Origin of the sequence: Bacteroides sp. AM16-24, assembly GCF_003471885.1 — a bacterium.
GTDB lineage: Bacteria > Bacteroidota > Bacteroidia > Bacteroidales > Bacteroidaceae > Bacteroides.
Window position 1 is genome coordinate 270,575 of record NZ_QRKI01000001.1, and the last position, 13,473, is coordinate 284,047.

The 13,473-nt window shown below is 42.6% G+C and carries 9 protein-coding genes; all 9 read left to right on the plus strand.

What is annotated here, in order from left to right; translation table 11 throughout:
• The first annotated feature begins 18 nt into the window (after positions 1-18).
• The 9 genes from DW182_RS01050 (at position 19) to hisD (ending at position 13,385) form a co-directional block, all read left to right on the plus strand.
• A complete protein-coding gene (locus tag DW182_RS01050; RefSeq protein WP_118294367.1) occupies positions 19-3,492 on the plus strand; it encodes a TonB-dependent receptor in 3,474 nt (1,157 codons plus the stop codon).
• Positions 3,493-3,503: 11 nt separating this feature from the next.
• Positions 3,504-4,895: a RagB/SusD family nutrient uptake outer membrane protein gene (locus DW182_RS01055; RefSeq protein WP_118294368.1), complete on the plus strand. Its 1,392-nt coding sequence runs from the start codon at positions 3,504-3,506 to the stop codon at positions 4,893-4,895.
• A 69-nt stretch (positions 4,896-4,964) separates the two neighbouring features.
• Positions 4,965-6,167: a ComEC/Rec2 family competence protein gene (locus DW182_RS01060; RefSeq protein WP_118294369.1), complete on the plus strand. Its 1,203-nt coding sequence runs from the start codon at positions 4,965-4,967 to the stop codon at positions 6,165-6,167.
• A 12-nt stretch (positions 6,168-6,179) separates the two neighbouring features.
• Positions 6,180-7,085: a glycerophosphodiester phosphodiesterase family protein gene (locus DW182_RS01065; protein WP_118294370.1), complete on the plus strand. Its 906-nt coding sequence runs from the start codon at positions 6,180-6,182 to the stop codon at positions 7,083-7,085.
• 12 nt (positions 7,086-7,097) lie between these two features.
• Positions 7,098-8,450: an MFS transporter gene (locus DW182_RS01070; protein WP_118294371.1), complete on the plus strand. Its 1,353-nt coding sequence runs from the start codon at positions 7,098-7,100 to the stop codon at positions 8,448-8,450.
• A gap of 135 nt (positions 8,451-8,585) precedes the next feature.
• A complete protein-coding gene (locus DW182_RS01075) occupies positions 8,586-10,154 on the plus strand; it encodes a hypothetical protein (RefSeq protein WP_118294372.1) in 1,569 nt (522 codons plus the stop codon).
• Positions 10,155-10,216: 62 nt separating this feature from the next.
• Positions 10,217-10,708 carry a PaaI family thioesterase gene (locus DW182_RS01080; RefSeq protein ID WP_118294373.1) on the plus strand — a complete coding sequence of 164 codons (492 nt, stop codon included), beginning with the start codon at positions 10,217-10,219 and terminating at the stop codon, positions 10,706-10,708.
• 309 nt (positions 10,709-11,017) lie between these two features.
• Positions 11,018-11,872 carry an ATP phosphoribosyltransferase gene (hisG, locus tag DW182_RS01085; protein WP_007664068.1) on the plus strand — a complete coding sequence of 285 codons (855 nt, stop codon included), beginning with the start codon at positions 11,018-11,020 and terminating at the stop codon, positions 11,870-11,872.
• Positions 11,873-12,104: 232 nt separating this feature from the next.
• Positions 12,105-13,385 carry a histidinol dehydrogenase gene (gene hisD, locus DW182_RS01090; RefSeq protein ID WP_118294374.1) on the plus strand — a complete coding sequence of 427 codons (1,281 nt, stop codon included), beginning with the start codon at positions 12,105-12,107 and terminating at the stop codon, positions 13,383-13,385.
• The last annotated feature ends 88 nt before the right edge of the window (positions 13,386-13,473 follow it).

The window sequence follows — 13,473 nt, forward strand, 5'->3', positions numbered from 1 at the left end:
TTAAATCAAGAAAAAGCTATGAACAACCGAAAAACAATTCTATGCTTATTCCTTTTGTTCTTGCTCAGCTTTGGTGCATTGTCAGTAAATGCCCAGACAGTCAGTAAAGTTTTTAAGGAACAAACATTGAAAACTGTATTGAAGGAAATAGAGAGTCAAACAGGGCTGTCCATTATCTATCAGAAAGATGAAATAAACGAGAATAAAAAGGTTAATGCGACTTTTGAAAATACTCCCGTCGTAGAGGCATTGTCATCTATCCTTGACAAATCATTGGAGGTGAATCTAAAGAATAAGATGATTGTGATTTCTCTCAAAAAGCTAATGCCGGGTGATGACCAAACAAAAGTAAGATCAATCACCGGAAAGATCATTGATGAAAATGGTGAACCGGTGATTGGGGCGAGTGTGGCAATACAAGGAACGACATTGGGGGCAATTACAAACATTGACGGTGAATATACTTTAGCCAATGTTCCGGAAAATGCAGAAGTAACCATTTCATTCATTGGCTACCAGACATTGACATTTAAAGCTAATGACAAAGCCTTGCAAAATGTCACTTTGAAGGAAGATAGCGAAATGTTGGATGAAGTCGTAGTGGTGGGATACGGTGTACAACGTAAACGCGATGTAACCACCTCTATCTCCTCAATGAAAGCGAGCGAATTGGCAGTTCCGGTTTCCAGTGTGGATCAGGCTCTTGTTGGTAAGATGACCGGTGTGCAGGTTTCACAACCGAATGGTATTCCGGGGGGAGGATTATCTATTAAGGTAAGAGGTAGTGGTAGTATTACTGCCGGTACGGAACCGTTGTATGTGGTAGATGGTTTCCCCATGTCCGGTGAAGCAGGAAATGGTACAGGACAGAATGTGTCTCCTTTGAGCTCCATTAATATGAATGACATTGAGTCCATTGAAGTTTTGAAAGATGCTTCGGCGGCAGCCATTTATGGATCAAGAGGTGCAAATGGTGTAGTTATTATTACTACTAAGCAAGGTAAGGAAGGCAAGGATATGAAGCCTACCGTGCAATATGATGGATATGTAGGTTTCCAGCAACGTACTAAAAAGATAGATATGCTGGATGCGTATGAATATGCTTGGCTCTCCTATGACGGACACAACAATGCTTATCTTGATTTGCTGGAAAGTAAAGGTATTGAAGGTAGCATCAATGATTCTAATGAAGTTCGTAACCAGAAGTTGGGAAAGAAACCGGATGTTATCAATCAGGCTTATTTGCTGCCTCCCGAAATAATGCCATATATCAATGGTGAAACCGGACTGACGAATACGGATTGGCAAGACGAGGTTATGAGAACAGGAATCGTCACAAGTCATAATCTTTCTCTGTCCGGAGGAAACAAAGCTGCCAGATATTTTATTTCCGGTAATTACATGAAGGAGCAGGGTATTGTTATCGGTTCGGATTTTGAACAGATGGGAGCCAGAGGAAAAGTCGATGCTAATTATAAGAAATTCACTTTCGGTACTAATCTGTCTTTTAATTATTCAGTGTATAACATTGTTCCGACAGAAGACAGATATAAAGAAGAAACAATTGTAGCTTCGGCATTGGCCATGTCACCTACTATGCCGGTGTACAATGCCGACGGTTCTTATAATTTCGATCAATGGAACTGGCAGTATAAGCATCCGCAGATTGTAAATCCTGTAGCTTTGGCAAACGAAAAGGAAGACCAGATGAAGCGTTACCGTTTTATGGGGAATGTCTATGGGGAATATGAACTCTATAAGAATCTGAAATTCAAGACAAGTTTCGGTGTGGATTTCAACAGCTACAGCCGTTCTTATTACAGACCTTCCACTTTGCCTACTTCTTTAGACAGACTTCCGCCTTCAGTGCCGGAAGGGTCGAAGCGTGATAAGAATATGTTGAACTGGGTATGGGAAAATACATTGTCATATACTACAGTCATTAAGGATGTGCATAATTTGTCTGCCATAGCCGGATGGACTGCACAGAAAGAATCTGTGAACACTTCATTGCTGGCCGGTAATGGTTATCCTAATGACTTGGTACATACTATGAATGCAGCATCTGCTATTACAAGCTGGAGTGCAACTGCTTACGAATGGTCGTTGTTATCGGCATTGGCACGTGTGCAATATTCATATAAGGGCAAATATTTATTATCAGCTGCTGCTCGTATGGATGGATCTTCCCGTTTTGGAAAGAATAACCGCTGGGGTATGTTTCCGTCAGCTTCTGCCGGATGGTATATCAGTGAAGAAGATTTTATGAAAGATATAAAATGGCTTACTTCCTTGAAATTGCGTGCGAGCTACGGTATCAGTGGTAATTTCAATATTGGAAATTACGAGTATTACGCCACGTTATCGGAAGACAATTATGTGTTTGGAAAAGCTGATGGCACTTTGGCCAGCGGTTTACGTCCTGCAACAGCTGGAAATCCTGATTTAGGTTGGGAGAAGACTGCTATGTTCAATCTGGGTCTGGAAATAGGACTGTTCAATATGTTGACTTTAGAACTGGATTTATATAACAGTAATACAACTGATATGCTACTGAATGTACCGGTTGCCGAGTTTTCCGGTTTCAGTACAGTGCCTATGAATATCGGAAAAGTTAATAATAAGGGTGTTGAATTCGCTATTTCTACTACAAATTCTTGGGGAGATTTTACATGGAACAATCGCTTTAATATCTCTGCCAACCGGAATGAAGTGAAAGACCTCGGTGGTGTTGATGAAATGATAACTACTTCCGAGAGTGTGACTTTCATTACTAAAGTCGGAGAGCCTATCGGTAACTATTATACTTTGGTTACGGATGGTGTATTCGCTAATCAGGCAGAGATTGATAACTCGAAGAATCCGGATAAGAGCCAACGTAAATATGCCTATGTCAGTGGTGCGAAATCGGGAGACTTCCGTTTCAAAGATATGGATGGTAATATGGAGATTGACGAGAACGACCGTACTATTACAGGAAATTACATGCCGAAGTTTACGTATGGTTTCTCTACAGAGTTGAAATATAAGTGGTTTGATCTCTCTATTGCCCTACAAGGTGTACAAGGTAATAAGATTGCCAATATATTCCGTCGCTATATTGATAATATGGAAGGAGGAAATAACTGTCAGGTCGATGCTTTGAACCGCTGGCAATCAGAAAGTAATCCGGGTAGCGGCTATGTAGTTCGTGCAAACAGAAGTGCAACGGGTATGAATGGTACTACTTCTACCTGGCATATTGAAGATGGTTCTTATATGAGAATTAAGAATATCACTTTTGGATATACGCTGCCTAAATCATTGCTTACCAATGTAGGAATCAGCCGGGCAAGAGTTTATTTCTCTACTCAGAATCCTTTCACTTTTACAAAATATAGCGGATACAATCCGGAAGTGAATATGAAAGGCGGTTCATTGACTCCTGGTATCGATTATGGTACATATCCTCTGTCTAAATCATTTGTATTCGGATTAAACGTAACCTTTTAAATAATCAAGATATGAAAATAAAATATTATATCGTAGCTTTTGCATCTCTGTTGCTTACCGGCTGTAGTGATTTTCTGGACTTGACACCTATATCTGAGGCTTCTTCAGTCAATTACTATAAAAATACTTCTGATATAAATTCTGCATTGTCCGCTTGTTATGGTTCCTTGCAGGGAACCTATCAATATGGCGAATATTTTATTTCCCTCATGGAGCTAAGGTCTGATAATGTGGAAGATATTAATCCCGGTGGAGCAGCCGGTATGTTCTATTTCATTGATAACTTTACTGCTACCTCCGGAAATAATGTCGTTCGCTATGCATGGAAAGAATTGTATAACCAGATATACAGATGTAACAATGTACTTGCAAGTATAGATGTGGTAACAGATGCTGTGCTGAAAAAGCAGTATGAAGGGGAAGCTCTGTTTTTACGGGCTTTAGCATATTTCAATATTGTTCGTCTTTGGGGAGCTGCACCTCTGATCCTGAAACCGGTGACGGCTATTGAAGCCAAGGGGTATGGACGTAGTTCTGTGGCGGATGTTTATAGAGCTATAGAAGAGGACTTGGAGGCTGCATCCGGTATGCTTACTTCTGCTTATGATGATGACAATCTGGGAAGAGCTACTTCCGTAGCTGCAAAGGCATTATTGGCAAAAGCTTATCTGACACAACAAAAGTGGTCGGCAGCAGCGACTTTGCTGGATAACATAGTCAAAGATTATTCATCTAAATATGGTTTGCAGAACACTGTTGCTGATGTTTTTGATGTAAATCAGGAGATGAATAAAGAAATTCTGTTTGCTGTACGATATTCAAAGTCAGTTCTTGGAGAAGGACATGGATACAACGATTACTTTAAGGATAAGTCGGTTATTGATAGCAAACTCTTAGCATCTTATGGAAATACGGACGATCGTAAAGCCATGATCGAATATAAAAAGGTGGATGCTAACAATAATGTAATAGCTAAGTATTATGATACGTTTGACGCTACTACGGCAAAGGTTGGATTTGACTTACCATTATTGAGATGGGCGGATGTATTGCTGATGTGTGCTGAGGCTCATAATGAAGTAGCTTATGAAAACTCTGAATCAAGTAAGGCACTGAGTTACTTGAATTTGATTCGTAAGCGTGCAAATGCAGTGGAATATAAAGTGACGGATTTGAAAGACCAGAGTGCTTTCCGCAAGGCTGTATTGGAAGAACGCCGTTTGGAATTCCCGTTCGAACTGCATCGTTGGTTTGATTTGATCCGTACAGATACGGCGATAGAAGCTATGTCAAAGGTTGGTTTCACAATAACAAAGAATGACTATTTATATCCGATTCCGAAAACAGAGGTTGATTTGATTGACAATCCGGAAACGTTCCCTCAAAATCCGGGATATAACTAATCTGAGTATTTATTGAGTGAGGATGCCTGAGAGGCAATACTTTCAGGTATCCTTCTAAAACTATGAAACATGAAATATATTTGGGGATTGTTGTTTGCCTTGGTGGCTGACTGTGCTTTCTCACAGGAGTTGCCTCGATGGAAAGAGGGATATATGGATATCCATCATGTAAATACAGGACGAGGGGATTGTACATTTTGTATTTTGCCGGATGGAACTACTCTGTTGATTGATGCCGGAGAGAATAATAGAGTTGGAGCGAGAGTCGTGGCTGCAAAACCTGATGATACCAAGAAAGCTGGTGAGTGGATCGCAGATTATATCCGCTATTTTATACCTAAAGACAAAGAGAACATTGATTATTATCTTTTGACGCATTATCATTCAGACCATATAGGTACTTGGTTGCATAAGAAAGAGGATAAAGGCAGGTATTATCTGACTGGGATTTCCGAGGTATATCGGAATTTTCCTGCTAAAGTAATCGTGGACAGAGGGGATGACTTTATGCCTCCTTCCGATAAAGATTCTTGCTATATGAACTATCGTAATTTTGTAAAATCAATCTCTGACTGTACTATACGTGAAACCTTTAATGTGGGATCGTGCAAGCAATTTGTGTTACGCAATGAACCGGAAAAATATTATTCATTTGGTGTGCGTAATGTATATGCTAATGGTAAGATTTGGGATGGAGATGGAGGAGTTACCTCATTATTTTCTGGTAAGGGCAACTATTTAAAAAGTGAAATGCCCAGAGAAAATATGTATAGCTGTGTGATAAAGTTGAGTTATGGTGCATTTGATTATTACACAGGAGGGGATATTCCTGGTTTTCCTCGTCCGGGACGTCCTAAGTGGCATGATATTGAGACTCCGGTTTCGGATGTGGTAGGTAAGGTAGAAGTAGCGGTTTTAAATCATCATGGCAATGAGGACGGGACTAATGAAAATTTCCTCCGGAATTTATCACCTCAGAATGTCATAATGTCTACTTGGGATGCTCTGCATCCTAATCATACGGTGTTGTATCGTCTGTTCTCTAAAGAAATTTATCCGGAAGAGAGAAAGATATTTTCCACGAATATGCATCCGGCTACTAAAATTGTTATCGGTGATCTGGTTGACAGAATGGTATCCCATCAGGGACATATAATGGTACGTGTATATCCGGGAGGTAACAAATATCGTATCTATGTTTTTGATGATGCGGTTCCTATATCCGAAAGCCATGTCATCTATGAATCGGATCTATTTGAATGTATAAAATAAACAATAAAATTTATGAGAAGGAATCTATTTTTATTGAGTTGCCTCTTATTGCTGTGTACAGTTGCTTTATGGGGGCAAAATCCTGCTGAACGGATTCATACAGCATTTAATGAACCTGCTGAAAAATCAATTCTGGTGGTTTCGCACCGTGCAGATTGGCGTAATGCTCCGGAAAACTCATTGCAAGCCATTCAAAATTGCATTGATATGGGAGTGGATATGGTTGAAATTGATTTGAAGCGTACTAAAGATGGGCATCTTATCTTGATGCATGATAAAACTATTGACCGTACTACTACGGGGAAAGGTAAACCGGAAGATTATACGTTGGAAGAGTTGCGTCAGTTTCGTATGAGAAATGGGGCCGGGCATAAAACTCGTCACTTGATACCTACTTTTGAAGAAGTGATGAAGTTGTGTAAAGATAAAATCATGGTGAATGTGGATAAAGGGTATGATTATTTTAAAGAGGCATACGCTATTCTTGAAAAAACAGGTACTGTGCATCAGTGTATAATGAAAGCCGGGTTGCCTTATGGTCAGGTGAAAGCTGAGAATGGTGAAGTATTGGATAAGATGATTTTCATGCCTGTGATCGATTTACACAAGGAAGGTGCAGAAGCGGTTGTTGACGGTTATTTAGAACACATGAAACCCCAGGCTTTTGAATTGGTATTTGATAATGACGGTCCGGAGGTGCAGAGACTGATAAAGAAAGTACGTGATAGTGGTGCTAAGATTTTTATAAATAGTTTGTGGCCGGAACTTTGTGGTGGTCATGATGATGATCTTGCTGTAGAGTTGAAACAACCGGGGGAGAGTTGGGGATGGATCATTGGACAAGGAGCTAAACTGATTCAGACAGATCGTCCTGCACTATTACTGGAATATCTGAAAGCAAAGAAGCTTCACGATTAACCTCACAAGAATATGCTGAAATATATTATTAATTTTTACAGGGTCTCAATGCCGAGACCTTGTAACGGAGAGTCTTTGTCCGAACAGAAGAAACGGTTGAAGCGTTTGCAATGGTCTACTTTTCTGGCTGCAACCTTTGGGTATGGTTTGTATTATGTCTGTCGGTTGAGCCTGAATGTAATGAAGAAGCCTATTGTGGATGAGGGAATTTTTTCGGAAACTGAATTAGGAATTATTGGTTCTGTACTTTTCTTTACTTATGCAATCGGAAAATTTGCAAATGGATTTCTCGCTGATCGTAGTAATATAAACCGTTTCATGACTACCGGTTTATTGGTTACTGCATTGGTTAATCTGTGTTTGGGATTTACCAATTCATTTATCTTGTTTGCCATTCTTTGGGGGATTAGTGGTTGGTTCCAGTCTATGGGAGCTGCTTCGTGTGTAGTGGGGCTTTCCCGTTGGTTTAGTGATAAAGAGCGTGGATCTTTCTATGGATTTTGGTCTGCCAGTCATAACATAGGAGAGGCTTTGACTTTCATCATCGTTGCTTCTGTGGTTAGTGTGCTGGGATGGAGGTATGGTTTTCTGGGCGCAGGTCTCGTGGGGCTTATCGGAGCATTGATTATATGGCGTTTCCTTCATGATACTCCACAGAGTGAAGGACTTCCGGCGCTGAATCGGCCGAAAGAGAAAAAAGAAATGAATGCTGCGGAAGCTGCTGATTATAATAAAGCGCAAAAGCAGGTTTTGCTGATGCCTGCTATCTGGATATTGGCTTTATCCAGTGCTTTTATGTACATCAGTCGTTATGCAGTGAATAGTTGGGGAGTGTTTTATCTGGAGGCGGAGAAGGGATATACTACTTTGGATGCCAGCTTTATTATTTCTATCAATTCGGTTTGCGGCATTGTTGGTACAGTCTTTTCCGGATTCATATCAGATAAGCTGTTCGGAGGGCGTCGTAATGTGCCTGCACTGATTTTCGGATTGATGAATGTAGCTGCTTTGTGTCTGTTTTTACTCGTTCCTGGTACACATACTTGGGTAGATGTGACGGCTATGATTTTATTTGGGACAAGTATTGGTGTGTTATTGTGTTTCCTGGGTGGACTGATGGCGGTTGACATTGCTCCGCGTAATGCTTCAGGTGCGGCACTGGGAGTAGTGGGGATTGCCAGTTACATAGGTGCCGGATTGCAAGATGTGATGAGCGGTGTGTTGATAGAAGGAAACAAAACGGTAGTGAATGGGGCGGATGTTTATGATTTTACGTATATCAATTGGTTTTGGATTGGTGCGGCGGTATTATCAGTATTGTTGGCACTGTTAGTTTGGAATGCTCGGAATGAAGAAATTGAATAGGATTGTAGAAATTAGTCCATTATTCTTGTTTTGAACTAAAAGCGGAGGCGGGTGAGTAAAAAACTCCCCGTCTTTTTTTGTGCGTGCCGAAGTATTGTTACATTTGTGGCAACATATTGAAAAACACTTTTGAATATGAGATACCGATTTATTTCTGAGAGATGTAAAATATTGGGTTTGCTTCTTCTGCTGGCAGCCGGTTCGGCTGTACTTCGCGCTCAGGATCAGCCGGGGATTAAAAACATACGTACGGTGGTGTATGAGCCGCTACTGAAGGATACTACGTGGGTGACCGGTAAGGTGGTGGATTATATCACATTCGTGAAGTATGACAGCAAAGGCCGTACGATGGTAGAGAACAGGCTGAAGCCGGATGGCAGTCCGCATGGCAAGCTGGTGTATGTGTATAACTCTGCCGGACAGGTGTCGCGCGAGATTTATGCGACTGCGGACAGGGGAGTCAGCGATTGCTGGAATTATACGTATGATGAAAAGGGGCGTTTGAATAGCATTGTCTCTATGAACGGGCAGGAAGATACGCTTCAGATTGTTTCTGCACTGTACGATGAAGCGGGAAAGGTGTTGAAAAAGTACTCCAAAGACTATGTGAAAAATAGGTCATGGGGCAGACAAGTGCTGTACAATGCGGAGGGAATGCCGGAGAAAGTAATCCTGATAGATGGTCCGGATGGGAATATGGAACGTGTGGGAGAATACCGGGTTGAAAGTTGGGATACACTGACTCTGAAAAGAATGGGCGCACTACGGTTCGGGAAGATGCGGGTGGTAAAAGAGGATAATCAGAAGAATCCGATTCGGAAGATAGATGAAGCGGGTAACTGGACAGAGCGTTTTGAAGGTTGCAATGAGTATGGAGAACCGAATTTCATTATCCGTAGAGATATAGAGTATGCAGACGGTGGAAATGACTGGGAGAAAATACCCGTGCGCGGTAAAGTGAAGAAGGTACAGCAAAGGTCGTACGTTGCTATCGCCAAAGGTCCGCAGGCGGTGGATAAGGGAGAGAAGAAAGGACAGTTCTTCGTTTACGAGTTTGGTGAAAACGGACGGAAAATGAAAGAAGAACGGTTCACAGAAGCGGGAGTATGCCGGGAAAAGATTCAGTATGAATATGATGAAAATGGGAATTTGTCGAAAGAAAGCCATTATACACCGGCGGGGGTACTGACGGTAAACAAGAATTATGGATATGACAAAGAGGGGCGTCTCAGACATTGTTCGATACTGGATGATAAGGGTGAAATTATGCAACGGGATATATTTCGCTACGACATAGAAGGTAATATGGTACAGGAAGTCGGTTACTTGACGAATGGAACAAAATGTAGTGAATTCCGTTATATATATGATTCCTATGGGCAACAAATAGAGCGGAAAGTGTTGTTGCAACCCGAAGGAGCTGATCCGGTTGGCTCTGTCCGGAGAGGCTATAATTTTCAGGGGCGTGTAGTGTTCGAGGAATATTTTTCACCGGATGGTACACCTCAAAGCCAGCATACGTACCGATACAATACCAAAGGGGAACTGATTTCCGGAACAGAGTGTCCGGAAGGGCAAACCGAAGAAGTGAAATATGTCTATAAATTCCATAATGACGATCAGGGGAACTGGAAAATCAGAATCAAGTATATAGACGATGTGCCTGTGGTGTACGAAGAGCGTGAATATACATATTATAATTAATCCGCGTTCGTCCGCTTTATTCGCGTCGTCCGCGTACCCATTAAAAATAAAAACGAAATTGTATGAAGAAGATTATTAACCCGTGGAAAGATTTGGAAGGATACAATTGTTTCGGTTGTGCTCCCAATAATGAGTCTGGTGTGAAAATGGAGTTTTATGAGGATGGCTACGAGGTGGTGAGCATCTGGAAGCCGCGTCCTGAGTATCAGGGTTGGCTGAATACGTTGCATGGTGGCATTCAGTCGGTGCTGCTGGATGAAATTTGCGGATGGGTGGTAGTGCGTAAGTTGCAGACAAGCGGGGTGACTTCGAAGATGGAAACTCGTTTTCGTAAACCGGTGTCGACTACAGACTCACATGTAGTGTTGCGGGCTTCCATACGCGAGCAGAAGCGAAATATCGTGATTATCGACGCGAAACTTTATAATGAGGCGGGAGAGGTGTGCTCGGAGGCGGTATGCACTTACTTCACTTTCCCGAAGGAGAAGGCGGAGCAGGAAATGCACTTTCATCACTGCGATGTGGAGAAGGAGGAAATTTTGCCGCTGATTTGATTGATGAAACTAAGAAAATGATAGGAAAACGAAACTTTTTGTGATAAATCTTTGGAAGTTTCAAACGGATAGTTTACTTTTGTCGCATCAAAACAAAAGAATTGTATGAAAAATATTGTTGCACATCATCACCATCATCATTACCTGACGAATAATCGGTAGGCGTATGGTTGTATGTGCATAATGAATAAACATATAAATGACGAGGCTTGCCGGATAGTGGCAAGCCTCGTTTTTTGTTTTGGAGAAATTAGTCAAGTCTAGTTTAGTTTTTGTAAATCGTAGAATCGTAAAATTATAAATAAAGTTATGTTATTAAGAATTGCAGTACAAGCTAAAGGTCGTCTTTATGATGAGACGATGTCATTTCTGGGAGAGTCGGATATCAAATTGAATGCGGTGAAACGTTCATTGCTGGTGCAATCGTCTAATTTTCCTGTAGAGGTACTATTTTTGCGTGATGATGATATTCCGCAGTCAGTGGCAACAGGCGTGGCGGATATAGGTATCGTAGGCGAGAATGAATATGTGGAGAAGAATGAAAATGCGGAGATTGTAAAGCGTCTCGGATTCAGTAAGTGCCGTTTGTCACTGGCTATTCCGAAGGATGTTGAATATCCGGGTGTGCAGTGGTTTGAAGGGCGAAAGATTGCGACGTCGTATCCGGGCATCCTCAGCACATTCTTGAAAACGCAGAATGTGAATGCGGAGATACACGTGATTACAGGTTCGGTAGAGGTGGCACCGGGCATCGGGCTGGCGGATGCGATTTTTGATATTGTTAGTTCGGGTTCTACGCTGGTGAGCAACCGGTTGAAAGAAGTGGAAGTGGTGATGAAATCGGAGGCGCTGTTGATTGGTAACCGGAATCTGTGTGACGAGAAAAAGGAGATCCTGAAAGAGTTGCTTTTCCGTATGAATGCTGTGAAGACAGCGGAAGATAAGAAGTATGTGCTGATGAATGCACCGAAGGAACGTTTGGAAGAGATTATCCAGGTGCTTCCGGGTATGAAGAGCCCGACGGTGATGCCGTTGGCACAGGAGGGCTGGTGTTCGGTACATACGGTGCTGGATGAAAAGTGCTTCTGGGAGATTATCGGAAAGTTGAAGTCGCTGGGGGCAGAGGGGATTTTGGTGCTGCCGATTGAGAAAATGATATTGTGATGTACTTTTCTTTTGTCTTGAGACAAAAGAAAAGATATCAAAAGAAAAACTCAAGGCTGCACTTCCGGAGCTACTCCGGTAGTATTTTCAGCTAAAGGGCAGGAACTCGCTACGCTCAAACAGCCTGCCCTTCTTGACGCTGAAAATATTACCTGCGTTTGACGCTCCTACAGTGAGGCCGGGAACCATTCGGGGTGATGGTGTAGAATGAATATAAAAAATGGAATAGGGTATGAAATTAATTAATAATCCGGATAGATCACAATGGGCGGAGATACTGAAACGTCCGGTGATGAATACTGAGAATCTGTTCGATACAGTGCGGGGGATTATAGACCGCGTGAAGTCGGACGGTGACCGTGCGGTGCTGGAGATGGAGGCGAAGTTTGATAAGGCGGAGCTGACATCACTGGCGGTGACGGAGGCGGAACTGAAAGAAGCGGAGACACTGGTGGATGAAAAGCTGAAGGCGGCTATCCGTCTGGCTAAACAGAATATAGAGACTTTTCACGCTGCACAGCGCTTTGAGGGCAAGAAGGTGGAAACCATGCCGGGCGTGACGTGCTGGCAAAAGGCGGTGGCTATTGAAAAGGTGGGATTGTATATTCCCGGAGGAACGGCTCCTCTGTTCTCTACGGTGCTGATGCTGGCTGTGCCTGCGAAAATTGCGGGTTGCAAGGAGATTGTGCTTTGTACGCCGCCGGATAAGGAAGGAAGGGTGCATCCTGCTATTCTTTTTGCCGCACAGGTGGCGGGGGTGAGCCGGATATTCAAGGCAGGTGGCGTACAGGCTATTGCTTCGATGGCTTATGGAACGGAAAGCGTGCCGAAGGTTTACAAGATATTCGGTCCGGGAAACCAGTATGTGACGGCAGCGAAACAGTTGGTCAGTCTGCGTGATGTAGCGATTGATATGCCTGCGGGTCCGTCGGAAGTGGAAGTGCTGTCGGATGAAACGGCGAATCCGGTATTTGTAGCTGCGGATCTGCTAAGCCAGGCTGAACACGGTGTGGACAGTCAGGCAATGCTGATTACCACTTCGGAGGCTTTGCAACAGGCTGTGAAAGAGGAAGTAGAACGTCAGTTGGAACTTCTGCCCCGTAAGGAAATTGCGGAGAAATCTCTTGCCAACAGTAAGCTTATTGTGGTGAAGGATATGGAAGAGGCCATCGAACTGACGAACGAATATGCGCCCGAACACCTGATTGTGGAAACTGCGGATTATATGCAGGTGGCAGAACGTGTGGTGAATGCGGGTTCCGTCTTCTTGGGATCACTCTCACCGGAAAGTGCGGGAGACTATGCTTCGGGAACGAATCATACCTTGCCGACGAACGGATATGCGAAAGCTTATAGCGGTGTGAGCCTGGACAGCTTTATCCGCAAGATAACGTTTCAGGAAATCCGTCCGGAAGGTATGAGGAATATCGGTCCTGCTATTGAAGAGATGGCGGCGAACGAACATCTGGATGCGCACAAAAATGCGGTAACAGTGAGATTAAAAACAATATAGAATACAAATTACATGAATTACACGAATAAGGGTAAAGATGAAATTTGTGTAATTCGCGTAAATAGTGTTCAATACTTTATCATATTAT

What these genes read in the sequence shown, in the direction of transcription:
- DW182_RS01050 (WP_118294367.1), top strand. Translation starts at nt 19, where the DNA reads ATGAACAACCGAAAAACAATTCTATGCTTATTCCTTTTGTTCTTGCTC.
- DW182_RS01055 (WP_118294368.1), top strand. Translation starts at nt 3,504, where the DNA reads ATGAAAATAAAATATTATATCGTAGCTTTTGCATCTCTGTTGCTTACC.
- DW182_RS01060 (WP_118294369.1), top strand. Translation starts at nt 4,965, where the DNA reads ATGAAATATATTTGGGGATTGTTGTTTGCCTTGGTGGCTGACTGTGCT.
- DW182_RS01065 (WP_118294370.1), top strand. Translation starts at nt 6,180, where the DNA reads ATGAGAAGGAATCTATTTTTATTGAGTTGCCTCTTATTGCTGTGTACA.
- DW182_RS01070 (WP_118294371.1), top strand. Translation starts at nt 7,098, where the DNA reads ATGCTGAAATATATTATTAATTTTTACAGGGTCTCAATGCCGAGACCT.
- DW182_RS01075 (WP_118294372.1), top strand. Translation starts at nt 8,586, where the DNA reads ATGAGATACCGATTTATTTCTGAGAGATGTAAAATATTGGGTTTGCTT.
- DW182_RS01080 (WP_118294373.1), top strand. Translation starts at nt 10,217, where the DNA reads ATGAAGAAGATTATTAACCCGTGGAAAGATTTGGAAGGATACAATTGT.
- hisG (WP_007664068.1), top strand. Translation starts at nt 11,018, where the DNA reads ATGTTATTAAGAATTGCAGTACAAGCTAAAGGTCGTCTTTATGATGAG.
- hisD (WP_118294374.1), top strand. Translation starts at nt 12,105, where the DNA reads ATGAAATTAATTAATAATCCGGATAGATCACAATGGGCGGAGATACTG.